This is a genomic window from Pseudoxanthomonas sp. PXM01 (genome assembly GCF_014851815.1).
GTDB lineage: Bacteria > Pseudomonadota > Gammaproteobacteria > Xanthomonadales > Xanthomonadaceae > Pseudoxanthomonas_A.
The window spans coordinates 1,793,715-1,818,733 of the sequence record NZ_JACVAJ010000001.1; the positions used below are offsets into that span (position 1 = coordinate 1,793,715).

22 protein-coding genes are annotated in these 25,019 nt (G+C 68.4%); 7 read left to right on the forward strand and 15 right to left on the reverse strand.

The genetic code is table 11. The annotated features are described in order from the left end of the window. Positions 1-67: 67 nt before the first annotated feature. Together IB230_RS08265 and IB230_RS08270 are read right to left on the reverse strand one after the other, a co-directional pair. Positions 68-3,238 (reverse strand): efflux RND transporter permease subunit, encoded by a 3,171-nt coding sequence (locus IB230_RS08265; protein ID WP_192270819.1) that lies wholly within the window; start codon positions 3,236-3,238, stop codon positions 68-70. 4 nt (positions 3,239-3,242) lie between these two features. Beyond that, the gene (locus IB230_RS08270) at positions 3,243-4,382 is read right to left on the reverse strand and encodes an efflux RND transporter periplasmic adaptor subunit (RefSeq protein ID WP_192270821.1); all 1,140 of its coding nucleotides are present in this window, start codon (positions 4,380-4,382) and stop codon (positions 3,243-3,245) included. A 78-nt stretch (positions 4,383-4,460) separates the two neighbouring features. Between IB230_RS08270 and IB230_RS08275 the strand changes: the two genes are divergently transcribed. The 3 genes from IB230_RS08275 (at position 4,461) to IB230_RS08285 (ending at position 7,305) form a co-directional block, all read left to right on the forward strand. Further along, on the forward strand, positions 4,461-5,132 hold the full coding sequence (locus tag IB230_RS08275; RefSeq protein ID WP_192270823.1) for a TetR/AcrR family transcriptional regulator: 672 nt from the start codon (positions 4,461-4,463) through the stop codon (positions 5,130-5,132). 147 nt (positions 5,133-5,279) lie between these two features. Continuing rightward, positions 5,280-5,936, forward strand: a complete 657-nt coding sequence (locus tag IB230_RS08280; RefSeq protein WP_192270825.1) for a protein-L-isoaspartate O-methyltransferase — start codon at positions 5,280-5,282, stop codon at positions 5,934-5,936. Positions 5,937-5,958: 22 nt separating this feature from the next. After that, positions 5,959-7,305: a TolC family outer membrane protein gene (locus IB230_RS08285; protein ID WP_192270827.1), complete on the forward strand. Its 1,347-nt coding sequence runs from the start codon at positions 5,959-5,961 to the stop codon at positions 7,303-7,305. A gap of 175 nt (positions 7,306-7,480) precedes the next feature. Here IB230_RS08285 and IB230_RS08290 read toward each other — a convergent pair whose 3' ends face one another. Then, positions 7,481-8,701: a CaiB/BaiF CoA-transferase family protein gene (locus IB230_RS08290; RefSeq protein ID WP_192270829.1), complete on the reverse strand. Its 1,221-nt coding sequence runs from the start codon at positions 8,699-8,701 to the stop codon at positions 7,481-7,483. Further along, positions 8,698-9,999: a lipid IV(A) 3-deoxy-D-manno-octulosonic acid transferase gene (gene waaA, locus IB230_RS08295; RefSeq protein ID WP_192270831.1), complete on the reverse strand. Its 1,302-nt coding sequence runs from the start codon at positions 9,997-9,999 to the stop codon at positions 8,698-8,700. The genes IB230_RS08290 and waaA overlap by 4 nt, the downstream gene beginning before the upstream one ends. 39 nt (positions 10,000-10,038) lie before the next feature. Between waaA and lpxL the strand changes: the two genes are divergently transcribed. Further along, complete coding sequence (lpxL, locus tag IB230_RS08300) at positions 10,039-10,968, forward strand: LpxL/LpxP family Kdo(2)-lipid IV(A) lauroyl/palmitoleoyl acyltransferase (RefSeq protein ID WP_192270833.1); 930 nt, start codon at positions 10,039-10,041, stop codon at positions 10,966-10,968. On the opposite strand, the gene IB230_RS08305 is transcribed toward lpxL, so the two are convergent. The 6 genes from IB230_RS08305 to IB230_RS08330 form a co-directional block, all read right to left on the reverse strand. Further along, positions 10,959-11,864 carry a lysophospholipid acyltransferase family protein gene (locus IB230_RS08305; protein WP_225589287.1) on the reverse strand — a complete coding sequence of 302 codons (906 nt, stop codon included), beginning with the start codon at positions 11,862-11,864 and terminating at the stop codon, positions 10,959-10,961. The genes lpxL and IB230_RS08305 overlap by 10 nt on opposite strands. Next, positions 11,854-13,176, reverse strand: a complete 1,323-nt coding sequence (locus tag IB230_RS08310; RefSeq protein ID WP_192270837.1) for an O-antigen ligase family protein — start codon at positions 13,174-13,176, stop codon at positions 11,854-11,856. The genes IB230_RS08305 and IB230_RS08310 overlap by 11 nt, the downstream gene beginning before the upstream one ends. Then, entirely contained in the window at positions 13,148-14,287 is a 1,140-nt protein-coding gene (locus IB230_RS08315) for a glycosyltransferase (RefSeq protein WP_192270839.1), read from the reverse strand. The genes IB230_RS08310 and IB230_RS08315 overlap by 29 nt, the downstream gene beginning before the upstream one ends. A gap of 36 nt (positions 14,288-14,323) precedes the next feature. Next, positions 14,324-14,521, reverse strand: coding sequence for a zinc-finger domain-containing protein (locus tag IB230_RS08320; RefSeq protein ID WP_062357310.1), 198 nt, complete (start codon positions 14,519-14,521; stop codon positions 14,324-14,326). Between the two features lie 163 nt (positions 14,522-14,684). Continuing rightward, positions 14,685-15,263 carry a YceI family protein gene (locus IB230_RS08325; RefSeq protein ID WP_192270841.1) on the reverse strand — a complete coding sequence of 193 codons (579 nt, stop codon included), beginning with the start codon at positions 15,261-15,263 and terminating at the stop codon, positions 14,685-14,687. A gap of 25 nt (positions 15,264-15,288) precedes the next feature. Beyond that, on the reverse strand, positions 15,289-15,876 hold the full coding sequence (locus tag IB230_RS08330; RefSeq protein ID WP_192270843.1) for a malonic semialdehyde reductase: 588 nt from the start codon (positions 15,874-15,876) through the stop codon (positions 15,289-15,291). A gap of 123 nt (positions 15,877-15,999) precedes the next feature. Between IB230_RS08330 and IB230_RS08335 the strand changes: the two genes are divergently transcribed. Beyond that, positions 16,000-16,974 carry a mitochondrial fission ELM1 family protein gene (locus IB230_RS08335; protein ID WP_192270845.1) on the forward strand — a complete coding sequence of 325 codons (975 nt, stop codon included), beginning with the start codon at positions 16,000-16,002 and terminating at the stop codon, positions 16,972-16,974. After that, positions 16,971-17,531 carry a hypothetical protein gene (locus IB230_RS08340; RefSeq protein ID WP_192270847.1) on the forward strand — a complete coding sequence of 187 codons (561 nt, stop codon included), beginning with the start codon at positions 16,971-16,973 and terminating at the stop codon, positions 17,529-17,531. The genes IB230_RS08335 and IB230_RS08340 overlap by 4 nt, the downstream gene beginning before the upstream one ends. 48 nt (positions 17,532-17,579) lie before the next feature. Here IB230_RS08340 and glnE read toward each other — a convergent pair whose 3' ends face one another. The 4 genes from glnE to IB230_RS08360 all read right to left on the reverse strand — a co-directional run bounded on the left by glnE (position 17,580) and on the right by IB230_RS08360 (position 22,562). Further along, positions 17,580-20,396, reverse strand: coding sequence for a bifunctional [glutamate--ammonia ligase]-adenylyl-L-tyrosine phosphorylase/[glutamate--ammonia-ligase] adenylyltransferase (gene glnE / locus IB230_RS08345; protein ID WP_225589291.1), 2,817 nt, complete (start codon positions 20,394-20,396; stop codon positions 17,580-17,582). A 198-nt stretch (positions 20,397-20,594) separates the two neighbouring features. Then, complete coding sequence (gene lipB / locus IB230_RS08350) at positions 20,595-21,263, reverse strand: lipoyl(octanoyl) transferase LipB (protein ID WP_192270851.1); 669 nt, start codon at positions 21,261-21,263, stop codon at positions 20,595-20,597. Then, positions 21,251-21,529, reverse strand: coding sequence for a DUF493 family protein (locus IB230_RS08355; protein ID WP_162337146.1), 279 nt, complete (start codon positions 21,527-21,529; stop codon positions 21,251-21,253). The genes lipB and IB230_RS08355 overlap by 13 nt, the downstream gene beginning before the upstream one ends. Positions 21,530-21,629: 100 nt before the next feature. After that, entirely contained in the window at positions 21,630-22,562 is a 933-nt protein-coding gene (locus IB230_RS08360; protein ID WP_192271408.1) for a CsgG/HfaB family protein, read from the reverse strand. A 246-nt stretch (positions 22,563-22,808) separates the two neighbouring features. Here IB230_RS08360 and IB230_RS08365 point away from each other — a divergent pair, with 246 nt between their 5' ends. After that, complete coding sequence (locus IB230_RS08365) at positions 22,809-23,675, forward strand: EamA family transporter (protein WP_192270853.1); 867 nt, start codon at positions 22,809-22,811, stop codon at positions 23,673-23,675. Positions 23,676-23,735: 60 nt separating this feature from the next. On the opposite strand, the gene IB230_RS08370 is transcribed toward IB230_RS08365, so the two are convergent. Next, positions 23,736-24,935 (reverse strand): D-alanyl-D-alanine carboxypeptidase family protein, encoded by a 1,200-nt coding sequence (locus IB230_RS08370; protein ID WP_192270855.1) that lies wholly within the window; start codon positions 24,933-24,935, stop codon positions 23,736-23,738. Between the last annotated feature and the right edge of the window lie 84 nt (positions 24,936-25,019).

The window sequence follows — 25,019 nt, forward strand, 5'->3', positions numbered from 1 at the left end:
GAGGGCTACGACCCCCCAAGTATCGGCGGTGAAGGGGGGGTTCTTGAACCCCCCGCCGCACGACGAACTATGACGCGGTGCGCTCTTCGGGCCTGACCTTGAACCATGCCGCGTACAGCGCCGGCAGGAAGAACAGCGTCAGCACGGTCGCGACCGTCAGGCCGCCCATGATGGCCACCGCCATCGGGCCGAAGAAGGCGCTGCGCGACAGCGGGATCATCGCCAGCACCGCTGCCAGTGCCGTCAGCACGATGGGACGGAAGCGCCGCACGGTCGCATCGATGATCGCGTGCCAGCGGTCGTGGCCTGCGCGGATGTCCTGATCGATCTGGTCCACCAGGATCACCGAGTTGCGCATGATCATGCCCGCCAGCGCGATGGTGCCGAGCATCGCGACGAAGCCGAACGGCACGCGGAACACCAGCAGCGCGAGCGTCACGCCGATCAGGCCCAGCGGCGCGGTCAGCAGCACCAGCGCCATCCTGGAGAAGCTGCGCAATTGCAGCATCAGCAGCGTGGTCACCGCGAGCAGGAACAACGGCATGCCGGCGGCGATGGACTTCTGTCCGCGCCCCGAATCCTCGACCGTGCCACCGGTCTCCAGCAGGTAGCCCTGTGGCAGCGTGGCGCGGATCCCGTCCAGCGTCGGCGAGATCTGCGCCACCACCGTCGGTGCGGTCACCGCGTCGCTGTTGAGGTCAGCGCGCACGGTGACGGTCGGCAGGCGGTCGCGGTGCCAGATGATGCCGTCCTCGAAGGCGTATTCCAGGTTGGCAATCTGCGACAGCGGCACGCTGCCGCCATGGCTGGTCGGTACCGCCAGGCTGCCAAGCAGGTCGAGCCGCGTACGCTCCTCTTCCGGTCCGCGCAGCAGGATCTCGACCAGCTCGTTGCCTTCGCGGTAGGTGCTGACGCTCAGGCCCGACAGCGAACCGGACAGGAAGTGCGACACCTGCGCCGTGCTGACGCCGAGCGCGCGCGCGCGGTCCTGGTCGATCTGCAGCCGCACGATCTTGCTCGGCTCGCTCCAGTCCAGATTGACGTTGGTGACGTGCGGATTGGCACGCACCTTCTCCGCCATCTGCCGCGCGATCGCCTGCACGCGGTCGACATGCTCGCCGGACACGCGGAACTGGATCGGGTAACCCACCGGCGGTCCGTTCTCCAGGCGCGTCACGCGGAACTGCAGTTCGGGGAACTGCGGCGCGACCTCGTCGATCAGCCAGCGGCGCGTGGCTTCGCGCGCGTCGATGTCGTTCGTCAGTACCACGAACTGCGAGAAATTCGCCTGCGGCAGCTGCTGGTCCAGCGGCAGGTAGAAGCGCGGAGAGCCGGTACCGACATAGGCCACGTAGTTCTGCACGCCCTCGCGCTTGGCGAGCAAGGCTTCCAGCTTCTTCGCCTGCGCATCGGTCGACTTCAGCGAGCTGCCTTCGGCCAGTTCCAGATCCACCATCAGCTCGGGACGCACCGAATCCGGGAAGAACTGCTGCGGCACGAAGCGGAACAGCGCGATCGACGCGACGAACGCCGCCACCGTCACGCCGATCACCAGCCAGCGATGGCGCAGGCAGAAGGCCAGCCAGCCACGGAAGCGCTGGTAGAACGGCGTGTGATAGGGGTTGTGGTCGTGGGCGTCGTGCGCCTTCGGTGCCAGCATGCCGGCGTACTGTGGCCAGCGGTCGGCCAGCCCCGTGCGGAACGCGTGCCAGCGTGCGGCCAGCGAGCCCGGCTTCGGCGGCTGCGGATTGCCCAGGTCCGGCAGCATCTTGTCGCCCAGGTACGGGATGAACAGCACCGCCGCGACCCACGACACCACCAGCGCGATGGTCACCACCTGGAACAGCGAGCGCGTGTACTCGCCCGTGCTCGACGCGGCGGTCGCGATCGGCAGGAAGCCCGCGGCCGTCACCAGCGTGCCGGTGAGCATCGGGAACGCCGTCGACTCGTAGGCGAAGCTCGCCGCCTTCAGCCGGTCGAAGCCCTGCTCCATCTTGATGGCCATCATCTCGACCGCGATGATCGCGTCGTCGACCAGCAGGCCCAGCGCAAGCACCAGCGCGCCCAGCGAGATCTTGTGCAGGCCGATGCCGAAGTAGTGCATCACCGCGAACGTCATCGCCAGCACCAGCGGGATCGACACCGCCACCACCAGGCCGGTGCGCATGCCCAGCGAGAAGAAGCTCACCAGCAGCACGATGACCACGGCTTCGGCCAGCACCCGCACGAACTCGCCCACCGAATCCTCGACCGCTGCCGGCTGGTCGGACACCTTGCGCAGCTCCATGCCCAGCGGCAGCGTCTTCTGCAGGCGCTTGAACTCGCTTTCCAGCGTCCCGCCCAGCTTGAGGATGTCGCCGCCGTCCTTCATCGCGACCGCGATGCCGATGCCGGGCTGGCCCATGAAGCGCATCCGCGGCGCCGCGGGATCGGCGAAGCCGCGCTTGATCTCGGCGATGTCGCCCAGCTTGACGGTGCGGTCGCCGGCGCGGATCGGGAACTCGCGGATCTCGTCGACCGAGCCGAACTCGCCGCTCACGCGCAATTGCACACGATCGCTTGGCGTCTCGAAGAAGCCCGCCGGCGTCATCGCGTTCTGTTCTTCCAGCGCCTGCTGCACCGCGCTCAGCGGGATGCCGAGCGTGGCCAGCTTGGTGTTGGAAAGCTCGACCCAGATCTTCTCGTCCTGCAGGCCGATCAGTTCGACCTTGCCTACGTCGTCCACCCGCTGCAGCTCCAGCTGGATGCGGTCGGCATAGTCCTTCATCACCGCGTAGTCGAACCCTTCGCCGGTCAACGCATAGATGTTGCCGAAGGTGTCGCCGAACTCGTCGTTGAAGAACGGGCCGATCACACCGCTGGGCAAGGTGGCGCGGACGTCGCCGACCTTCTTGCGCACCTGGTACCACAGCTCGGGCACGTCCTTGGACTTCATGGAGTCGCGCGCCATGAAGATCACCTGCGACTCGCCGGGACGCGAGTACGAGCGGATGAACTCGTATTCGCCCGTCGTCATCAGCGCCTTCTCGATGCGCTCGGTGACCTGCTGCGAGACTTCTTCGGCGGTCGCGCCTGGCCACACCGTGCGCACCACCATCGCCTTGAAGGTGAAGGGCGGGTCCTCGGACTGGCCCAGATGCTTGTACGACCACGCGCCGATGATGCCCAGCAGGATCATCATGAACAGCACGAGGCTGCGGTTGGTCAGCGCCCACTCGGAAAGGTTGAAGCGGCGCATGCCGTTACTCCGAGCGCGTGGCGACGTTGGCGGTACCGCCCGCGGCGGTCGGCTTCAGGGGCCGGTTGTTGCGGTCCACCGGCGCGACCACCTGGCCTTCGCGCAGCAGATGGCCGCCTGCCGCCACCACCCAGTCGCCAGCCTTCACGCCGCTCTGCACGGGTACGGACGCTTCGCCATAGGGGCCGAGCTGCACCGCCTGCGCGCGCACCTTGCCGTTCGCCGGATCGACGACCCATACCGTGGTCTTGCCGTCGTCGCCGCGCTGGATCGCCGACAGCGGCAACTTCAGCGACGCCTTGCTGCCATTCTCCTGCACGTAGACGCGGGCGCTCTGGCCCAGTTCGACCTGCTGCTGCGCCTCGCCCACCAGGCTGACGCGCGCGGCGTAGGTGCGCGTCTGCGCATCGGCCGCCGGTGCGATCTCGCGGATGGCACCCGGCAGGCGCTGGCCAGGCGCATTCCACAGTTCGATCACCACCGGCTGGCCGACGCTGAAGTCGCGGATGCGGTTTTCCGGCAGCCCGATGGCCACCTCGCGACCGCCATCGGCGGCAAGGGTGAAGACGGTCTGGCCCGCCGCCACCACCTGTCCGGCCTCGGCCTGGCGGCTGGCGATCACGCCGTCGCGGGGTGCGCGCAGCTGTGAATAGCCTTCCTGGTTGCGCATCACGTCCATCTGCGCCCGCGCAGCGCGCGCCTGGCCCTCGGCCGCCTTGTACGCCGCGACCTGCGCGTCGTAAGCGGACTGGCTGATCAGCTTGTCGCCGACGAGTTTCGCGTAGCGATCACGATCACCACGCGCGCGGACAAGGTCGGCCTCGGCCGCGGCCAACTGCGCCTGCGCAGCCTGCGCCTGCAGGGCGAAATCGCCGGGATCCAGCAACGCGAGTACTTCGCCCTTCTGTACGCGGGCGCCGGCATCCACATTGCGGCGGACCAGGTTGCCGCCCACACGGAACGACAGCGGACTCTCCTCGCGGGCCCGCACCTCGCCGGCATAGGCCGACAGCGCAGCGTCGGCGCCACCACCGGGCTGCACGACGAGTGCCGGATGCGGCGTTTCCGCCGGCTGCTCCGCACTGCAGGCGGCCAGGCCGACCAGCACGATTGCGAACACTCCGTTCCAGCGCATCTGGCGCATGACTGCTCCGTTGAGGCTTCAATTAGTGGACTTGGCGGTATAGTATAAATATCGAACCGAGTAGTCTAGTATTAAGCCATGGTCAGCCCACGCCCCTCCGCCAGCCGCCCCAAGCCGTCCGCCAAGCCCGCCTCCAGCGGCCCCGGCCGCCCCAAGGACCTGGGCAAGCGCGCCGCCATCCTCGAAGCCGCCAAGCAGTTGTTCGCGCGCGAGGGTTTCAACGGCGTCAGCATGGACCAGATCGCTGCCGAAGCCGGCGTGTCCAAACTGACGGTGTACAGCCACTTCGGCGACAAGGACGCCCTGTTCGCCGCGGCCGTGCAGGCCAAGTGCGAGGAAATGCTGCCGGACGCGCTGTTCGAGATCGAGCTAAAGGGCAGCCTGCGCGACCAGCTCAAGGCCATCGCGCAGGCGTTCTTCGCGCTGGTCACCAGCGAGGAGGCCATCAGCACGCATCGCATGATGATGGTCCCGGGCAACATCGACGACAAGCTCAAACGGACCTTCTGGGAAGCCGGCCCGCAACGCACGCACGATGCCTTCGCCGCCATGCTGCAGGCACTGGTGGCCAAGGGCGAGCTGGATATCCCCGACGTGGCGACGGCCTCCGTGCAGTTCTTCACCCTGATCAAGGGCGAGGTGCACGCGCGCATGACCTGCGGCCTGTGCAGCCGGCCAGGCCCGGTCGACGCCCGCCAGCACGTCGATGCCACGGTGGACATGTTCCTGAGGGCGTATGGCCGCCGCTGAAACTGAAGCGCAGCCCCGGGCGACGGAGGTTGCGGTGACTTCCGGCACTGCGCCTGCCGCCGCGGGTGCCCCGATCCTTGCCCAGCGCGGACCGAGCCAGCCCGGTAAAATGCCCGGCCCAGCCCTCCGCGTCGGATGACCACCCCCATGACGATCAACTACACCCAGGCCCGCGAAAACATGGTCGAGCAGCAGGTACGTCCCTGGGACGTGCTGGATGCGCGCGTGCTGGAAACGCTGGCCACGCTGCCGCGCGAGGCCTTCGTTGCCGAATCGCACCGCGCGCTCGCCTATGCGGACCTGGAACTGCCGCTCGGCCATGGCCAGTCGATGGCCAAGCCGGTCATCGAAGGCCGCACCTTGCAGGCGCTCAAGCCGCAGGCGGACGAGGACGTGCTGGAGATCGGCACCGGCAGCGGCTACCTGACCGCCTGCCTGGCGCACCTGGCACGCGAAGTGGTCAGCCTGGAGATCCAGCCCGAGCTCGCCGACGCCGCGCGCGCGCGCCTCGATGCCGCCGGCCTGGGCAGCAACGTGCGGATCGACACCGTCGACGCGCTTTCGTGGGAAACGGACCGCCGCTTCGACGTCATCTGCGTGACCGGGGCCGTCGCCACCGTGCCCGCACGTTTCCTGCAATGGCTGCGTCCGGGCGGTCGCCTGTTCGTCGTGCGCGGGGCATCGCCGGTGATGGAAGCCGTGTTGCACGTCGCCGATGTCAACGGTACCCGCGTCGAATCGTTGTTCGAAACCGACCTCCCCTATCTGGTCGGCGCCGCACCGGCGCCCCAGTTCGTCTTCTGAAGAAATACAAAAAGGAACCCGCATGAGCCGTCGCCCCCTCGTACTCGCGCTCGCCCTGGCCCTGCCGTCTGCGGCAAACGCCGCCGACCTGATGCAGACCTATGAACTGGCGCGCACCGGCGACCCGACCCTGTCGATCGCGGAATCGACGCGCCTGATCGACAAGGAAGGCGCGGTGCAGGCGCGTGCGGCGTTGCTGCCGCAGATCACCGGCAGCGCAGGATACGAACTGACCCACAGCAGCCGTCCGGGCGATCCGACCGGCGACGGCAAGAGCCGCACCTACGGCGCCCAGGTCAACCAGACGATCTTCGACTGGAGCCGCATCGCCAACCTGCGCGGCCAGCGCGCCATCAGCCGCGCCGCCGATTTCGATCTGGCCTCGGCGAACAACGAACTGATCACCCGCACGTCGGCCGCCTATTTCAACGTGCTGATCGGCATCGAATCGCTGGCCGCCGCCGAAACCAACGAAGCCGCGTCGAAGAAGCAGTTCGACTACGCGCAGAAGCGACTGGACGTGGGCCTGGCTCCCATCACCGACGTGCATGAAGCCCGCGCCCAGTACGACAGCGCGCGCGCCAACACCATCCTGGCCCGCAACGCGCTGGACGACAGCTACCGCGCCCTGGCCGAGATCACCGGCCAGCCGATCAGCGGCCTGAAGGGCCTGCCGGACGATTTCCGCCCGGAACTGCCGGTGGAACAGAACGCGCAGTCGTGGGTGGACCGTGCGCTGGAGCAGAATCCGAACCTGAAGTCGGCCGAATATGTGCTGGAATCGGCGCAGCATGGCGTGGCCAGCGCGCGTGCAGGCCACTATCCCACACTGAATTTCCGCGGTGGCTATTCCAACGGCACCGACTGGGACAGCGTGCCGGGCACGCTGTCGCGCGATGGCGAGGGCTACAACTGGGGCGTGACGCTGACCGTGCCGATCTTCTCCGGCGGCGCCACCCAGTCCGGCGTGCGCCAGGCACTGGCCCAGCGCGATCGCGCCACCGATGGCCTGGAGCAGACCCGTCGCGCGCTGGTGCGCAACACCAGCAATGCCTACCAGGCACTGGTCGCCGGCGTGACCGAAGTGGAAGCGCGTCGCCTGGCCGTCGTGTCCGCGCAGAGCGCGCTGGATGCCTCGCAGGTCGGCCTGGAAGTCGGTACCCGTACCGTGCTGGACGTGCTGCAGAACCAGCGCACGCTGTTCCAGGCGCAGGTCGAATACGCGCGCGCGCGCTACAACTTCCTGCAGAACCGACTGCTGCTGGAACAGGCGGCCGGCACGCTGGACGGCACCGATGTGCAGGACGTCAACCGCCTGCTGACCGCCGACGCCGAGGCGCGCCTCTCGTCGCAGCCCGTTTCGCAGTAACACCTCGCGCTCTTCGCGATCACGACGGCGGGCTTCGGCCCGCCGTTGTCGTTACAGGACCCGGGATTTTCTGCAGGAGCGACGCGAGCCGCGACCGCACGTTTCGGTAACCCGGATACGTCGAAGCAGGTGGAAGCCCCGCGGTCGCGACTCACGTCGCTCCTGCACCCGCCCCTCAGATCGCGCCTCGCGCACGCAGCGCGACGATCTCCGCATCGTCGTAGCCTGCCTCGAGCAACACCTCGTCGGTATGCTGTCCGAGTAGCGGCGGCGCATGCCGCAGATCGACCGGCGTAGCGGACAGCTTCATCGGACTGTCGACCAGCGCCACGACGCCGGCCAACGGGTGCGGAGCCTCGACGACCATGCCGCGCGCCCGGACCTGCGGATCGGCAAACACGTCGGCGATGTCGTTGACCGGTCCGCATGGAATGCCAGCCGACTCCAGCAAAGTCAGCCATGCGTGCCGGTCGCGCGCGCGGAAGGCCGACTGCAGCATCGGCACCAGCACATCGCGATGGCGCACGCGTCCCGCGTTTGTCGCGAAACGCACGTCGCCAGCCAACGTGGGAACCTCCAGTACGTCGCACAAGCGCGCGAACTGCCGGTCGTTGCCGACCGCCACGATGAGGTGGCCGTCGGCAACGGCAAAGACCTGGTACGGCACGATGTTGGCATGCGCATTGCCCTGTCGCGGCGACACCTCGCCACCGATCAGGTAGTGGCTGCCCAGGTTGGCGAGCATCGCGACCTGCGCATCCAGCAGGGCCATGTCGACCACCTGCCCCTCGCCGGTCGCATCGCGGTGACGGAGCGCGGCGAGGATCGCAACGGTCGCGTACATGCCGGTGAACAGGTCCGCGACGGCGACGCCGACCTTCTGCGGTTCGCCATCGGCCGCACCGGTGACGCTCATCAGGCCGCCAAGTCCCTGCACGGCGAAGTCGTAACCGGCACGCCGGGCATACGGCCCTTCCTGGCCGAAACCGGTGATCGAGCAATAGACCAGTCGTGGGTTGGACGCGCGCAGCGTTTCGGCATCCAGGCCGTAGCGTGCCATGTCGTCGACCTTGAAGTTCTCCACGAGCACGTCGCTCTGCAGCGCGAGCCGACGAATGATGGCCTGTCCTTCCCCGGTGGCGATGTCGACCGTCAGCGAACGCTTGTTGCGGTTCGCGCACAGGTAGTACGCGGATTCCGCCGTCTCGTTTCCTTCTGCATCGCGCAGGAACGGCGGCCCCCAGCCACGCGTATCGTCGCCGCTGCCCGGGCGCTCGACCTTGATGACCTCGGCGCCCAGGTCGGCCAGTGTCTGCGTGCACCATGGTCCGGCGAGCACGCGGGTCAGATCCAGCACAAGCACGCCAGCCAGCGCGCGTGGTGCGCCCGTGCTCATGCCACGGGCGCCGGCAGGTGGGGCGCGATCATCACCAGCGTACGCGCCAGCGCGCCGCGTCCGTGCTCGACCAGCGCCCGTCCCCGTTCCGCCATGCCGCGTCGGCGGGCGTCGTCGCCGAGCAGGGCATCGATCGCCTCCGCCACGCCCGGTGCGTCGGGCACGATCACCAGCGCATCGGCCTCCTTGAGCCGACGCGAAATCTCGCTGAAGTTGTGCAGGTGCGGCCCGGTAACGGCCGGTGTTCCCACCGCCGCAGGCTCCAGCATGTTGTGGCCCCCGATGGCCTGCAGGCTGCCGCCGATGAAGGCCACGTCGGCGCACGCGTAGAACGCCATCAGCTCGCCCAGCGTGTCCAGCACGAAGACATCATCGCCGGCGGACGGCCAGCGGTCCTCGCGCCGCGTGCCGACCTTCCAGCCGGCCTCGCTCGCCGCCTCCGCCACGCGCGGAAAGCGTTCCGGATGCCGCGGTGCCCACAGCAGCAGCAGGTCCGGCCAGCGCTGGCGCAGGCGCGCGTGGATGGCGAGGACGGGACCCTCTTCGTCCTCATGCGTGCTGGCGGCGATCCAGACCGGCCGGCCGCTCGACAGATGCTGCCGGAAGCCGTCGACCACCTCGCCCACGTTGGCCGGCACGGGAATGTCGAACTTGAGATTGCCCACGTCGCGCACCTGTCCGGGCAACGCACCCAGCTGCACGAAGCGCGCGGCGTCATCGCCGGACTGCGCCGCCACCTTGCGCACCGTTCGCAGCGTGCGCGCGATCAGCGGCCGCAGCACGCTGTAGCCACGCAGCGAGCGCGCGGACAGCCGCGCGTTGAGGATGTACAGCGGCACCTTGCGATCATGGCAACCGAACAGCAGGCTGGGCCAGAGTTCGGTTTCCATGATCAGCGCCAGGCGCGGCGGAAAATGCCGCAGGAAGCGCGACACGGCGCCCGGCAGGTCGTAGGGGGAATACACGTGCAGCACGCGCTCGCCCCATAGCGTCTGCACGCGCTGCGATCCGGTCGGCGTGATGGTGGTGATGAGCAGGCGCAGGCCGCGATGCCGTTTCAGCAGCGCATCGACCACCGGCGCGGCGGCGTTGACCTCACCCACCGACACCGCATGCAGCCACACGTCGACCGTGCCCCCCGGGACATCGTAGTTGCCGTAGCGCTCGTTCCAGCGCTGGAAATACTCCGGATAGCGGAAGCCGCGCCAGATCAGGTGGTAGAGGGTGACCGGCGTCAGCACGTACAGCACCACCGAGTACAGGGCGCGCAGCAGGCGTTCGGCAGTACGGTTCGACATGGGCGACAAGGATACCCGGGGCCGCCGTTACAATGGGCCATGGCCGAATCCAAGCGATCCTCCGACGCCGGCGAGCGTCCACCGATGGGCCCGCGGCAGTGGCCGTCCTGGCTGGGCATCGGACTGGCCTGGCTGGCTGCGCGCGTGCCGTGGGTCCTGCAGCGCCCGATCGGCCGCGCCGTGGGCGCGCTGCTGTACCGCGTGCTGCGCGACCGCCGGCACGTGGCCCAACGCAACATCGCCCTGTGCTTTCCGGAACTGGATGCGCAACGCCAGGACGCCCTGGCGCGCGCCAGCTTCGGTGAGCTCGGCATCGGCCTGTTCGAGTTCGCGCGCGCCTGGTGGGGCAGCGTCGAGCCGATGCGGAAGGGACTGCAGGTGGAGGGACTGGAGCACCTGGCCGCTGCGCGCGCGGGTGGACGCGGCGTGATCGTGGTGTCGGGCCACTTCACCACGCTGGAGATCTCGGCACGCCTCATGTGCGATTACGCACCCCTGGCGGGCATGTACCGCCCGCACAACCAGGGCGCGATGGAGTGGGCAGTCAAGCGTGGCCGACTGCGTTACGCCACCGCGATGTTCACCCGTGAGGAACTGCGTCCCGCGTTGAAGCACCTCAAGCAGGGCGGCCTGCTGTGGTTCGCGCCGGACCAGGACACGCGTCGCGGCGACAGCGTGTTCGTACCGTTTTTCGGCCACCCCGCCTACAGCCTGACGTCGACGCACCAGTTGGCGCGGCTGTCCGGTGCGGCGGTGATCGCCTTTGCGCACGTGCGCCGCGAAGATGGTGGATACACGCTGAAACTGTCGCCCGCGTTCGAGGACTTCCCCTCGTTCGATGCCACCGGCGATACCGCGCGCGTGATCGCCGCGATCGAGGCGATGGTGCGGCAGGCGCCCACGCAGTACCTGTGGATCCATCGGCGCTTCAAGCGGCAACCCGACGGACGCGGTGAACTCTACCGGTAAAGGTCAGGCTCGCGCGGAGGCCGCGTCTTGAAGCGGCGGTGCACCCACAGGTACTGCTCGGGATGCTGGCGGACCACGGCCTCAAGTTCGGACATGTAGCGCGCCGCGTCCTTCACGGGATCGCCGCTCGGCCATCCATTCCACGTCGGCTCGACGCGCAGCTGATAGCGCCCATCCGCATCGCGGTGGAACCAGAACGGCAGCACCACCGCGTTGCCGCGACGTGCGAGGTCGGGCGTGGCGGTCAGCGTCGCGGCCGACACGCCGAAGAACGGCACGAACGCGTTCTGGTAGTTGAAGTCCTGATCGGCCGAGTACGCCACGATGCCGCCGCGCGACAGCGTGCGCAGCAGGCCGCGCACGTCCTTCTTGCCGATGACGTCGGCGAACACGCGACGACGCGCGTCGTCCATCAAGCGCTCGATGCAGGGATCGTTGTTGCGTCGCGCGACGATGTTCACGCGCTCGCCCAGCGCGTCACCGAGCAGACGCGCGCACAGCTCGGAATTCGGGATGTGTCCGCCGAACAGCAGAATGCCGCGACCCTGCGCGCGCGCGGCCTGCACATGTTCCAATCCCTGCACGTCGGCCAGCCCGCGCAGCGCGCGCGAGGGTGCATACCAGCCACGGACGAGTTCGAGCGCGGCGGTCACGGTCGCGCGCACGGTACCGCGGAGCAAGCGTACACGCGCGTGCTCGTCCAGCTCCGGAAAACAGAGCGCCAGATTGATCGCCGCGTGGCGACGACGTTTGGCGAGCAGCGGCCACAGCAACGAGGTCGCAACACTCCCCAGGGCCAGCAGCCAGGACTGCGGCAGGCGCGCGATGCACGCTGCCACCAGGTTGACCGGTGCTACGAACCAGCAGCGCACCCCCGACGCGCGCTCACTCGTCATCGCGCGCCAGCAGGCTGCCCGCGTACAGCGCCGCCAGCATCAGGGTAAGGCCGCCCCAGAACGTCGAATAGAAGGCCAGGTGCGTGTTCAACGGGAACACCGTCACCGCCAGCGCCAGCATCGCCGGCCGCGCGCGATCCTTGGCCTGGGGCGTGGCATAGCGCCATGCGCGCCACGCCAGCGCCGTGCCGGCCAGCCACAGCAACAGACCGATGACGCCGGTTTCGCTGAGCACCTCGAGCACGATCTGGTGGGCGTGGAATGCCGGGCCCTGGCCCCACTCCGGACGCTGGCCGGTATCCGTGGTGCAGGCGGGATAGGCCTCGCGGAAGCCACGGGCACCGACGCCATTGATCGGATGATGGACCACCATGCAGACTGCGGCAGACCAGATCTGCGCACGCCCCGACAGGGCCGTATCCACGCCCGACTCATCGGCGGCCAGGGCCTGGGTCGTCAGCATGATGCGGTCGCGTACCTGCACGGACGACACCGAAAGCAGGGTCAACACCAGCAGGCCGGCCGCCATCACGCCCAGCATGCGGCGCAGCCCGAGCAGTCGCCAGCCGGAGGCCACCAGCACCAGCGCGTACGTGATCCATGCGGCCCGTGCGCCTGCGAGCAGGACGACGATGCCGATCGCACCCGCGGCGAGCAGCCAGCCCAGCGTCTCCAGGCGCTTCGCGGCGGCGAACAGCAGGAACGGCGACAGGCTGGCCATCACCACGCCGAGCTTGCGATTGCACGGGCCAAGGAAGCCGCTGAGCCGGTCGATTCCCGCCACCTGCTCCAGCGTGCACATCGGCCGTCCGCTGATGAGCTGCTTCAGCTGGTCGAGCCCCCAGAACAGCGGACTGCTGCCGAAGACCACCTGCGCTATCGCATCCAGCGTCCAGATCGCCACGATGACCGCAAGCCCGTTGAAGGTCGTGCGCCTGGCGGAAGCGTTCGCCACCGATGCCGCCACCAGCCACAGGAATGGCAGGTAGCGCAGATCCACCGCCGCCTCGCGCAGCGCGCGCGGCGTGTCGACCGCATCGATCGCCGAGATCGCCTGCGGCAGCCAGTACGCGGCGAACAGCGCGCTCGTCAGCGCCCATGCGCCCCCGCTCAACAGGCGCGTGCCTCCGCGGAAGCGGCCGAGCAGCAGGCGGACGACCGCCGCCAACGCACCCAGCACCATCACCGCCTCGGCATAGCCGGGCGCGGGCCACAACGCCACGAACGTGAGCACCCACGCCGGTGCCCAGCGCCAGCCGTGCGCGTCGCGTGGACGCGGTGTATCAGGGATCGATGGCGAGTCGGCGGTCATCGGCGAGGTCGTGGTAGAGGGCGAGCGTGGCGTCCTGCATCGCGCGCAGGGTGTAGGCCGCCATCGTAGCCAATGGCGACGGCGGATGGGCGAGAACGTCCTGCACCGTGTCGAGCAGCGTGCCTTCATCGAAAGCCGGCACGGCGCCGCGCGGTTGCAGTTCGGCCAGCAGTTCGCCGACGCCGCCATGCGCCCAGCCGACGACCGGACGTCCCACCGAAAGCGCCTCGATCACCGTGCGGCCGAAGGCTTCGGGCTTGCGCGACAGCTGCAGTACCAGGTCGCTGGCGGCATAGGCGCGGGCGATCTCTGTCGTCGGGGGCGTAATCGCGAGCGCATCGGCGAACCGGCCCCGCTGCGCTTCCGTTTCAAGATCGGCCACGTACTGCTCACGCCCGCGCTCACGCGTGCCCGGCATCCACAGGCGGGCATCCACGCCCCGGTTGCGCAGGTTGCCCAGTAGCGCGAGCGCCTCGCGGTGCCCCTTCAGGCGCGTGCCGCGTCCCGGCAACAACAACAGCGGGCCATCGCCCGCCAGCGCGGGGTGCTGCGCCGCTGCCCAGGCGCGTGCGTCTACATCCGGGTGCGCGGCGCGCGGGAATTGCGCCGGATCGATGCCGCGCGGAATCACCACCAGCTTGCCGGGATCCGTACGCAGGTAATGCTGAAGCAGGTAACGGCGCACCGTGTCGGATACGCAGATCACGCGTTCGCCATAGGTCATCACCGCGCTGTAGCGGCCCGGCGAATTCAACCCGTGCATGGTGGTGACGAAGCGGGGCCGCGATGCCGGCGGCATGCTACGCACCGCCCACAGGCCGATCCACGCCGGCAGGCGCGAACGCGCATGCACGATATCGGCGCCGACATCGGCGAACAGCTGCCGCAGCGCACCGGCATGACGCAATGTCAGCAGCGATTTCCGGCCGATATCGAGGGTGACATGCTCCGCGCCGGTGGCGCGCAGCGCGGGCTCCAGCCGGCCACCCGAGGACACGACCACGGCACGATGTCCGGCGCGCACCAGCGCGTCGGCGATTTCCAGGGTGGAGCGTTCGACACCGCCGGACTCCAGCGCCGGCAGCAGCTGGACGACGGTCAGGCGGCGCATGGGCGATGGGCCGCGCGCGGGGCCCGCATCAGCCAGTCAGTCGGCCAGGACGAAGTGCGAACCGCAGTACGGGCACTGCACTTCCCCGCCCGCCGCGTCCTCGATGGCCAGGTACACCCGCGGGTGCGAGTTCCACAACGCCATCGACGGCAGCGGGCAGCTCAGCGGCAGGTCGGCGCGCGACACGGTGTAGCGCTTCTCGGCATTGGCGGGCGCGGTGGCGGTCTGGCTCATGGCGGTGCGGGCAGTCGTCGAACGAGGCGACCAGTCTACCAGCCGGCGCCGGGGTGCCCAAGGAACGGGCCTTCCACCAAGAAAAACGCCGCCCGGCGTAAGCGGGGCGGCGAGTCCTTGCTGGCGGGATCCGGCGGGGGGAGGAGCGCCGGATCGCAGCGGATTACTTCTTCGCGTCGGCCGTGGCTTCGGTGGTGATCTTCAGCGCGACCTCGTCGCTGACCATCGGGGCGTACGCGCCCACGCCGAAATCGCTGCGCTTCACGGTGGCGGTGGCATCGAAGCCGATCGCCGGCACCTTCTTCATCGGGTGCTCGCCGGCCTTGTTCAGGGTGACGTCCAGGACGACCGGCTTGGTGATGCCCTTGATGGTCAGGTCGCCGGTGACCTTCAGCTTGCCTTCGCCCGCAGCTTCCACCTTGGTGCTCTTGAAGGTCGCGGACGGGTACTTGGCGGCATCGAACCACTTGTCGCCGGTGAGGTGATCGTAGAACTGGTCGGCCAGCGCGCTCAGGCCGGTCAGCGGCAGCGTGACCTGCACGCTGGACTTGGACACGTCGGCGGCGTCGTACACCAGGGTGCCGTCGGCCTGGCCGAAGTTGGCGCTCGGATTGGAGAAGCCGAAATGGTTCCAGCTGGCCAGCACGTTGGTGTGGCCGGGGTCGAGCTTGTAGGTCACCGGCGCAGCGAAGGCCGAACCGGCGAACGCGAACAGGGCGGCAACGAGCAGGGTCTTGCGCATGGGGATGTCTCCGGGTGGTGGGGTGTCAGAGGATGCGTGCGGCTTCGTCGAAGCCCAGGCGCGGGGAACGCGGGAAAATGCTGGACGGATCGCCATGGCCCAGGTTGACCAGGATGTCGGACTTGATGGCGGTGCCTGCGAAGAACGCTTCGTCGACCTTCTCGGCGTCGAAACCGGTCATCGGGCCGGCATCCAGGCCCAGCGCACGTGCGGCGACGATCAGGTAAGCCGCCTGCAGGCTGGCGTTGCGCAGCGCGGGCTTGAAGCGGTTGTCGCGCGGGCCGTCGAACCAGGCCTTGGCGTCGGTATGCGGGAACAGGAACGGCAGCTTCTCGTGGAAGTCCTCGTCACGGGCGATGATGACGGTAACCGGGGCTTCCATCGTCTTCTTGTAGTTGCCTTCGGACAGCGCCGGGCCCAGCTTGGCCTTGGCCTCGGCCGACTTCACGAACACGAAGCGTGCCGGCGTGGTGTTGGCCTGGGTCGGACCGAACTTGAGCAGGTCGTACAGCTGGCGCAGGGTGTCGTCGCTGACCTCGCCGGTAAACGCGTTGTAGGTGCGGGCGGTGCGGAACAACTGGTCGAGCGAGGCGGCATCGAGGGCGTGGGACATGGGTTACCTGTCGCGAGGAAGGGAAGCACGTCGCGGCGGCACGGGCCGGCGCATCGGACGGGCAGTGTAGAGTGTCCTGACCATGGCAATATCCAATCGACCCGGAACGGATTGTTTTAACCGGTGGAACAAACAAGCCCCCTCCCGTCCGATTCCCGCGGTCTCTGCACGCTGACCGATGGACACGCCGGCAACCTACGCCAGGCGCAGTCGCTGGCGCGTGCACTGGGCGGCGAAGCACGCGACCTGATACTCGCACCGCGTGCGCCCTGGCGCTGGTTGGCACCGCGCCTGCTGCCGGGCGCGACACAGGGTCTCGGGCCGGCCTTCGATCAACTGCAGCGGCGGCCACCCACCCTGGCCATCGGCTGTGGTCGCCAGGCGGCGCTGGCCACGCGGCTTCTGCGCGCGCGTGGCAGCCGCGTCGTGCAGATCCTCGACCCGCGCATCGATCCATCGCATTGGGACCTGGTCATCGCGCCGGAGCACGACGGGCTCACCGGTCCGAACATTCTCACCCTGCTCGGCAGCCTGAATCCGGTCGACGATGCGTGGCTGGCCGACGCGCGCACCGCATTTCCCGCATTCGCAGCCCTGCCCTCGCCTCGCACGGCAGTGCTGCTCGGCGGCGACAGTGCGCACTACCGGTTCGATACGGACGCGTTCGCACGGCTCACGATCCTGCTCGATGACCTGACGGCGGATGGCAGCCTACTGGTCACCACCTCACGACGCACGCAACCCACGGTGATCGACGCCGTGCGCCGGCGCTGGGCACAACGGCCGCATACGCTCCTGTGGTGCGATCCGTCCGACGGCCCGAATCCTTACGCCGGCCTGCTGGGTTGGGCAGAGCGCATCGTCTGCACACCGGAGTCGGTGAACATGGTGTCGGAGGCCTGCGGCACGCGGGCCCCCGTGCTGGTGTTCGAACCGGGCCGCGTCAGCGGGCGTCCGCGTCGTTTCCTCGATGCACTGAGAGATCGCGGACGCATCCACGACCTGGCTGGAGCCCCGACGCTGTTCGATGGAGAGCCATTGCGGGAGACGGCACGCGTGGCAGCAGAGGTTCGAAAGCGCCTGGCCATGCCGGCATGAGCGCCGACGCGTCCCTTTATCCGGTTCGTCTCCGATGGGCAGGCCAGGAGTACCTGGTGTTGTGGGTGACCGGCATCGAAGGCACTTCCGGCCTGGATGCGATCGACCACCTGGTGTGCGATGGCCATCGACGCATCTCGATCTTCGACCCCGCCACGCTGGCAAGGGACGCCATGGCCAATCGCGTTGCCTGGAGCGAGGAGCACCGGGTGGACCTGGATGATGTCGATGGACGACTCAATGGCCTCAGTGGGCGTGACGTGCTGCGCCAGGACTGCACTGCGTTCCTGCACGCATGGAACATGCTCGATGACATCGCGGCCACGGTGCGGGGCCCCGCGCTCGACACATCCAAGGCGATGAAGTGCGACGCGGTGCTTTGGGACGTCTACGACATGATCTTCCAGGCCAGTCTCGGCACGGGCAAGGACGATCCCGATATCGTCAGTCCCGACCTGTTCTGGAGCCATGACGACGCCGTGGCGCTCGCACACGGTCTGCGTGAACTGATCGATGTGGGGATGGGGGCGTTGCGGGGCCCGACCGGCGTCCACTGAACCGTGATGTCCGCGGCGCGCGGAAGCACGTGGCTGGCCACGCCAGGCTCAGGGCGACGACGCGACGTCCAATCCGTGCGCGGCCGTCGTCCGCATCACCACCGCACGCGCCATCGCCAGTGCGGCGTTCTCGACGACCAGCCTCGGACGCCGGTCCAGCGTGCAGGCCAGACCTTCGGCGACGAAGGTGGCATGCACCGCATCGAGCGCACTGGCTTCTTCCGGAGTCAGCGCCCCCTCGGCCGCCAGCGACGCGATCAGGCGCGGCGTATCCCGCGGCAACAACAAGGCGGGTTGCGCCATGGCATCGCGCAGGACCAGGTACTGGATCAGGAATTCCAGGTCGACCAGGCCACCGGCGCCCTGCTTCAAATCGAAGCGCGCGACGTCGCTGCGGTCGAGTTCGGAACGCATGCGTCCGCGCATCTTCACCACGTCGTCGCGCAGGACGTCGACATCGCGCGACCGCGCCAGCGTCGCGGCCCGGATGTCTTCGAACGTCTGAAGCAGCGAGGCATCGCCGGCGACGCCACGCGCACGCACCAGTGCCTGGTGTTCCCAGGTCCAGGCGCGCTCGCGCTGGTACTCGGTGAAGCTGGCCAGCGACGACACCAGCAGGCCTTTCGCGCCGTCCGGGCGCAGCCGGACGTCCACGTCGTAGAGCCGTCCCGCCGCGGTCACGGCACCAAGCAGCGCGACGACCTTCTGGGCCAGCCTGGCGTACCAGCGACCGGCTTCCATCGGCCGCTTGCCATCCGATTCCGCCTCGGCCGGCGCATCGAACAGGAACACCAGGTCGAGATCCGAACCGAAGCCGAGCTCCTCGCCCCCCAGGCTGCCATAACCGATCACCGCGAACCGTCCTGCGGCAACGATGCCGTGCGAGGCGGCGACATCGCGCGTGGCGACCTGCACGACCACGCGGACGACCTCGTCCGCCAGCCAGCCCAGCTGGCGCACGCTGTCGCGCGCGGACTGACGGCCATCGAGCGCGGCCAACGCGACGCGGAAACTCAGCGCCAGACGGCGCTCGTTGAGCACGCGCAGGCAGGTCTCCGGATCCTCCTCGACCAGTGCGGCCTCGCACTCGGTCCGCAATTCGTCGCGGTCCGGCATCGGCCCGGAGACGCGCGTGTCGAGCAGCTCGTCCAGCAGCAGCGGATAGTGCGCCAGGCGTTCGGACAGCAGCGCACTGCGCGCCAGCACGTCGACCAGGCGGCCCAATGCGCTGGGCTGCTCGTCGAGCAGCGCGAGGTAGCTGGCGCGGCGCAGGACGGCCTGCAGCAGCGACAGCACCCGGCGCAACGCGGCATCCGGCTGTGACGACCGCGCGCAGGCGTCGAGCAGGGCCGGCACCACGCGATCCAATCGCGCGCGCGCGCCGTCGGACAAGGCACGCACGCCACTGAATTGCGCGAACTCACGCAACGCACCATCGGCACTGCCCGCGTCCGCGAAACCCGACGCCGCCAGCGTGCCCGCTTCCCCACCGTCGGGCAGCGCGCGCCAGTACAGCGCCAGTGCGTCGGGCGCGGTGTCGCGCTGGCGCGGCGCCAGCAGTTCGGCGAACTCGGCGGCAACGCGCGCGCGTTGCACGTCCAACGCGGCACGCAGGCTGTCCCAGTCCGGATAGTCGAGGCCTCGCGCGATGCGATGCCGGTCCAGTGGATCCTCCGGCAGCGCATGCGTCTGTGCGTCGCGCAGCATCTGCAGGCGATTCTCCAGTCGACGCAGGAAGCGATAGGCCTGCATCAGCGCATCGCCTTCCTCGACCGAGACCTGTCGGGCAGCGACCAGTGCCGGCAACGCGACGCGCAGGCGGCGTTCACGCAAGGCCGGTTCGCGACCGCCCCGGATCAACTGCAGCGCCTGCGCCAGGAATTCGATCTCGCGGATCCCACCCGGTCCACGCTTGATGTCGTCCGCCAGTTCGCAGCGCGCGACTTCGGCAGCGATGGCGGCTTTCATCTCACGCAGACCGTCGAGCGCGGTGTAGTCCAGGTAGCGGCGATAGACGAACGGGCGCAGCGATTCCAGCCAGCGTTCGCCAGCATCGATATCACCGGCCACCGCGCGCGCCTTCAACCACGCATAGCGCTCCCAGTCGCGGCCTTCGCGCTGGAAGTACTGGTCCATGCCGGCGAACGACAGCGCGACGCGACCGGCATTGCCGAAGGGGCGCAAGCGCAGGTCGACGCGATGGCAGAAGCCGTCGACGGTCGGTTCGTCCAGCAGTTTCGCCAGCCGCTGGCCCAGCCGCATGAAGTAGTCCTCGGCAGCGAGCGACCGCGCACCATCGGATTCGCCACCCTGCGGATACGCATAGACCAGGTCGATGTCGGACGAGAAATTCAGTTCGCCACCGCCCAGCTTGCCCAGCCCGAACACCACCAGCCGCTGCGCGCTGCCGTCCGGCGCGCGCACCACGCCGTGGCGTTGCGCGAACTCCGCTTCCAGAGCCTCCAGCCCGGTCTGCAGGCAGACCTCGGCCAGGCGCGTGGTGCCGGCCAGCGTGTCGTCGACGGCGTCCAGCCCGTGCACGTCGCGCCATACGAGGCGCGTCGATTCGGCGGTGCGGTAACGACGCAGCAGCTCGGGCCATTGCACCGTGTTGTCGGTCGTCAGTGCGGGCACCGGCCATGGCGCGACACCGTCGTCGCGGAGCAGTGCGGTCAGCAGGTCGGGCTGGCGACGCAGGGTTTCGAGCGCCAGGTCGCTCGTGGCGATCACGCGCGACACGCGGCCGACGTGGTTCGTATCGGCGAGCAGTCCCTCCACGTCGGCGGACACGGCGCGGAGGCGCGCCAGGCCGCGTTCGATCAGGGCATCGCGTTCGGTGTCGAGGGACAGGGTCGCGTCATTCATGGCGACCGATTGTGGCATGGGCCCGGCTCGGCGCACGCGACTGCCCCGACGTGGGAGCGACGTGAGTCGCGATGCGACAAAGTTTCGAAGGCATCCATGCACGAGGCGCCCTGACCCAGGCCGCGTCCGCTTCACCTTCGGTTGCAAGGTTTCCGGGAAAGCCTTCGCGACTTACGTCGCTCCCACAACCTGCCTGCGCTACGCGGCTTCGGAGAGATCCGGCAACACGGCTTCGCGCTGCAGCGACAGGCCGAACTGGTCCGCCATGTGCTTCAGCAGCACAGGCTTCACCTGATCCATGCCGGACGGCCCACCGAGATCGGCGAGCGAGACGACCTGCAGGCCCTGGTAGCCGCAGGGATTGATGCGGTGGAACGGTTCCAGGTCCATCGCGATATTGAACGCGAGCCCATGGAACGTGCAGCCATGGCGCACGCGGATGCCGAGCGCGCCGATCTTGGCGCCCGCCACGTAAACGCCGGGTGCACCGTCCTTGCGCGCGGCCTCGATATTCCATTCGGCGAGCGTGTCGATCATCGCCTGCTCGATCTTGCAAACGTAGTCGCGCACGCCGACTTTCAGGCGCTTCAGGTCGAACAGCGGGTACGCCACGATCTGGCCGGGGCCGTGGTAGGTCACCTGGCCGCCGCGATCGACGTGGATCACCGGGATGTCGCCTGCCGCCAGCACGTGCTCGGGCTTGCCGGCCTGGCCGAGGGTGAACACCGGATCGTGCTCGACCAGCCACAGCTCATCGGGCGTGTCGTCGATGCGCGCATCGGTGAAGCGTTGCATCGCGCGCCAGACCGGCTCGTACGGCTGACGGCCGAGCTCGCGGACGATGCAGGTCGCCGTCACAGCGTCCACTTCACTTCGGGATGGTCGCGCAGCGCTTCATGGGCGGCGTCGTACTGCGCGCGGTCGTTGGCCTGGAAGCGGATGCGCACGGACACGTACTTGCCGTTGGCCGAATGCTTCCAGCTGATGTCTTCATGCAGGACTTCGACGCCTTTCGATTCCAGCAGGCGCGGGAGTTCGGTTTCCAGACCGGTGCCGGCCGTGCCCATGGCGCTGAGCTCGAAGGTGCCGGGGAACTGGAAGCCGTGTTCGGGGTTGTCGGATTTGATTTCCATCCCCGGATTATTGGGACGCCGGCGGCGAAAGCCAAGCCGATGCCATCCCGGAACGACGAAGGGCCGCTTGCGCGGCCCTTCGTTCACACAGTGACGCGGCTCAGCGCGCCAGCTGCACCAGGGTGGACGAGACCCAGCCCTTGTTGCCGAGTTCGTCCTCGACTTCCCACATCATGCCGTCCTTGTTGCCGGTCGGGTACAGCATCATCCCCGGATCCAGGTCGCGCACAGGCTTGCCGGTACCCTTCGGATTGGCGAACAAGCGACCCGGCTTGGTCATTTCTACCGCCTGCTGGGCGTTGGAGGCCGACGCGTTGCCGGACAGGCCGCCCAGCTCGCTCACCAGGTTGGTGTAGGCCTGCAGGTAGGCCAGCGTGATGACCTGGCCGATCTCGGTGTTGGCGTAGCCGCTGGCACCGCCGCCGCCCCAGTGGCTGCCGGTGAACAGGCTGCCGCCCGCGCCCCAGCCGATGTCGGTCTTCTTGGCGCTGCCCTCGGCCATGGCGACCTGCTCGGACGAACGCACATCGGTGACCGTCAGCACCACGTCGGCGGTCTTTTTCTTGAAGTCCAGTCCACCGACCATGCGACCGACATTGCCGCCCACCAGTCCGCCCAGCAGGCCGCTGATGGCGTTGCCGCCGGCGTTGCTGTTCTGCGAGATCAGATCGGGCACCAGCACGTAGTCGGCGGCGCGGATCTGGCCCTTGCCGATGTTGGAGCGGTTGCGCAGTTCGCCGCTGGCGGCCAGATCGCGCTCGGCCATCGCCGCACCCATGCCCACGCCACGGTCGACCAGCGTGAAGCAGCGCGACTTGTTCACGAACACCTTGATCAGCTTCGACGGTGCGGGCAGCTGCTGGCCGCTCCACCAGTTCACGCCATCCTCCGGCTCGATCACCGAGATGCTGCCCAGCGGCTTGCTGCAGGTCGGGATTTCCGCGGTCTGCTGCTTGCGCTGGTCCTGCGCACTCTGGCGCTGCGCCCACACGGGCGCCGTTGCTGCGGTCGCCATCAGCAGGCAGGCCGTCATCGTTACCGTCTTGCCAATTCCCCTGTTCACTGGTGCATCTCCTTGAGAATGATGGTGCCCGCACCCCGCGGACCTTCCGTTGCGGGCGCGATCTGCGCTTGTGCGCCGCATCGCCCCGTTGACGATCATAGGCGAAGAATGCGGCATCGTTTGTTGTACACGGAAAGAGTGACAGTCGAAGGCCATCCGGGAGCGGCCTGACCCACGGATGCGGCGATAATGCCGACCCCTTCCGTGAGATCAGCCGTGCCGTACCTGCTCTCCAGCGTCGTCTGCAGCGTGCTCGTCTCGGTCCTGCTCAAGCTCATGCAGCGCCGCGGCATCGACACCGCCCAGGGCATCGCCTGGAATTACCTGGCGGCCTCGCTGCTGTGCTTCACGTTGCTGGATCCCCCGTTGTCGGCACTGGCCGCACCGCACGCGCCCTGGCCCGCGCTCGCCCTGCTGGCGGTGCTGCTGCCCGGCATCTTCCTGGCGCTGTCGGCCTCGGTGCGCGCAGCCGGCATCGTGCGGACCGACATCGCGCAGCGCATGTCGCTGGTGCTGTCGCTGCTGGCGGCGTTCCTTTGGTTCGGCGAACAGGCCGATGCGCAGCGCCTGGCCGGGCTTGCGCTGGGCCTGCTGGCGATCGTGCTGCTGGTGCTGCGGCCGCGCGCTGCGTCGGGCGAAGCCGAAGGCGGCTGGAGCGGTTGGGCGCTGCCCCTGCTGGTCCTGGTCGGCTACGCCAGCGTGGACGTGCTGCTCAAGCACATCGCGGCGGCCGGGACACCGTTCGCCGCCTCGCTGCAGGTCGCCTTCGTTGCCGCCTTCGTGGTGATGATGGGCGTGCAGGTCGTGCGGAGCGTGCGCGGCGGTCCGTCGCTGACATTGCCCGCACTCGGGAGCGGCCTGCTGCTGGGCGCGCTGAACTTCGGCAACATCCTGTTCTACGTAAAAGCGCACCGCGCGCTGCCGGACAACCCGGCGGTGGTGTTCTCCACCATGAACATCGGTGTGGTCGTGCTGGGCACGCTGGCCGGCATGCTGCTGTTCCGCGAACGACTGAATCGCATCAACCTGTTGGCGATTCCGCTGGCGATCTTCGCCATCGCAGTGATCGCCGCGGGGTTGTAGGCGTCGGAAACAAAAAAGGCCGGCAATGCCGGCCTTTTTCTCATGCGGTGACGCGCCGGATCACTCCGACTCCCACCACATCCAGAACGCATCCCACAGGCGCTTGAAGAAGCCGGCTTCTTCGATCGGCGTGATCGCCACCAGCGGCGACTCCGCGACCACCTTGCCGTCCAGCGTGACCTTCACCGTGCCGATGGCCTGGCCGGCGGTGATCGGGGCGACCAGCGTCTTCGGCACGTCCATCGTCGGCTTCAGCGCGTCGTAGCGGCCGCGCGGCACGCTGACCAGCATCGGCTGCGCCACGCCCAGCTGCACTTCCTTGGCCTGACCCTTCCACACGCGCTGCGTGGCGATGGCCTTGCCCGGCTCGTACAGGCGATGCGTTTCGTAGAAGCGGAAGCCCCAGTTCAACAGCGCCAGGCTGTCGTCGGCGCGCTGCTTCTCGGAGGTCGAGCCCATCACCACCGCGACCAGGCGCTGGTCGCCGCGCTTGGCCGAACTCATCAGGCAGTAGCCGGCACCGGAATGGTGGCCCGTCTTGATGCCGTCGACGCTCGCATCGCGCCACAGCAGCAGGTTGCGGTTCGGCTGGGTGATGGTGCCGACCGTGAATTCCTTGATCTTGTTGAACGCGTACTGCTCGGGATAGTCGCGGATGAACGAACGACCCAGCAGGGCCAGGTCGTACGCCGTCGAGTAGTGCTCCGGCGCGGACAGGCCATGCGCGTTGACGAAGTGCGAGCCCTTCATGCCGATCTGCGCGGCGTAGTTGTTCATCAGCGACGCGAACGCTTCCTGGCTGCCGGCGGCGTGCTCGGCCAGCGCGATGGCGGCGTCGTTGCCCGACTGCACGGCCATGCCCTTTTCCATGTCCAGCAGCGGCGCGGTCTTGTTGACGGCGAAGCCGCTGTAGCTGCCGTCGGTGCCGGCGCCACCCTCGCGCCAGGCGCGCTCGCTCATCATCACCTGGTCGTCGGGCTTGATCTTGCCGTTCTTCTGCTCGGCCGCCAGCACGTACGAAGTCATGACCTTGGTGATGCTGGCCGGCTCGACGCGCTCGTTGTAGTTCTCGCCCGCCAGGACCTGGCCGGTGATGTAGTCGACCAGCACCCACGCGGTGGCGGTGGGCTTGGGCGGCGGCGGGATCTCGACGGCCGCGGCGGCAGGCGCGGCGGGCGCCGGGGTCGGCGCGGGCGTCTGGGCAATGGCCAGGCCCATGGCGGTGGTCGCGAGCGCGGCGAGGGCGAAACGGAACTTCATCGGCGGAAAACTCCTGGCAAGGCCGTGGGCCTGACGGTTCAAGGCGAATATTGTAGGGAGGCCGACCGCGGGTTGGGTTGGAAA

What these genes read in the sequence shown, in the direction of transcription:
- IB230_RS08265 (WP_192270819.1), bottom strand. Translation starts at nt 3,238, where the DNA reads ATGCGCCGCTTCAACCTTTCCGAGTGGGCGCTGACCAACCGCAGCCTC.
- IB230_RS08270 (WP_192270821.1), bottom strand. Translation starts at nt 4,382, where the DNA reads ATGCGCCAGATGCGCTGGAACGGAGTGTTCGCAATCGTGCTGGTCGGC.
- IB230_RS08275 (WP_192270823.1), top strand. Translation starts at nt 4,461, where the DNA reads ATGGTCAGCCCACGCCCCTCCGCCAGCCGCCCCAAGCCGTCCGCCAAG.
- IB230_RS08280 (WP_192270825.1), top strand. Translation starts at nt 5,280, where the DNA reads ATGACGATCAACTACACCCAGGCCCGCGAAAACATGGTCGAGCAGCAG.
- IB230_RS08285 (WP_192270827.1), top strand. Translation starts at nt 5,959, where the DNA reads ATGAGCCGTCGCCCCCTCGTACTCGCGCTCGCCCTGGCCCTGCCGTCT.
- IB230_RS08290 (WP_192270829.1), bottom strand. Translation starts at nt 8,701, where the DNA reads ATGAGCACGGGCGCACCACGCGCGCTGGCTGGCGTGCTTGTGCTGGAT.
- waaA (WP_192270831.1), bottom strand. Translation starts at nt 9,999, where the DNA reads ATGTCGAACCGTACTGCCGAACGCCTGCTGCGCGCCCTGTACTCGGTG.
- lpxL (WP_192270833.1), top strand. Translation starts at nt 10,039, where the DNA reads ATGGCCGAATCCAAGCGATCCTCCGACGCCGGCGAGCGTCCACCGATG.
- IB230_RS08305 (WP_225589287.1), bottom strand. Translation starts at nt 11,864, where the DNA reads ATGACGAGTGAGCGCGCGTCGGGGGTGCGCTGCTGGTTCGTAGCACCG.
- IB230_RS08310 (WP_192270837.1), bottom strand. Translation starts at nt 13,176, where the DNA reads ATGACCGCCGACTCGCCATCGATCCCTGATACACCGCGTCCACGCGAC.
- IB230_RS08315 (WP_192270839.1), bottom strand. Translation starts at nt 14,287, where the DNA reads ATGCGCCGCCTGACCGTCGTCCAGCTGCTGCCGGCGCTGGAGTCCGGC.
- IB230_RS08320 (WP_062357310.1), bottom strand. Translation starts at nt 14,521, where the DNA reads ATGAGCCAGACCGCCACCGCGCCCGCCAATGCCGAGAAGCGCTACACC.
- IB230_RS08325 (WP_192270841.1), bottom strand. Translation starts at nt 15,263, where the DNA reads ATGCGCAAGACCCTGCTCGTTGCCGCCCTGTTCGCGTTCGCCGGTTCG.
- IB230_RS08330 (WP_192270843.1), bottom strand. Translation starts at nt 15,876, where the DNA reads ATGTCCCACGCCCTCGATGCCGCCTCGCTCGACCAGTTGTTCCGCACC.
- IB230_RS08340 (WP_192270847.1), top strand. Translation starts at nt 16,971, where the DNA reads ATGAGCGCCGACGCGTCCCTTTATCCGGTTCGTCTCCGATGGGCAGGC.
- glnE (WP_225589291.1), bottom strand. Translation starts at nt 20,396, where the DNA reads ATGAATGACGCGACCCTGTCCCTCGACACCGAACGCGATGCCCTGATC.
- IB230_RS08355 (WP_162337146.1), bottom strand. Translation starts at nt 21,529, where the DNA reads ATGGAAATCAAATCCGACAACCCCGAACACGGCTTCCAGTTCCCCGGC.
- IB230_RS08360 (WP_192271408.1), bottom strand. Translation starts at nt 22,562, where the DNA reads ATGACGGCCTGCCTGCTGATGGCGACCGCAGCAACGGCGCCCGTGTGG.
- IB230_RS08370 (WP_192270855.1), bottom strand. Translation starts at nt 24,935, where the DNA reads ATGAAGTTCCGTTTCGCCCTCGCCGCGCTCGCGACCACCGCCATGGGC.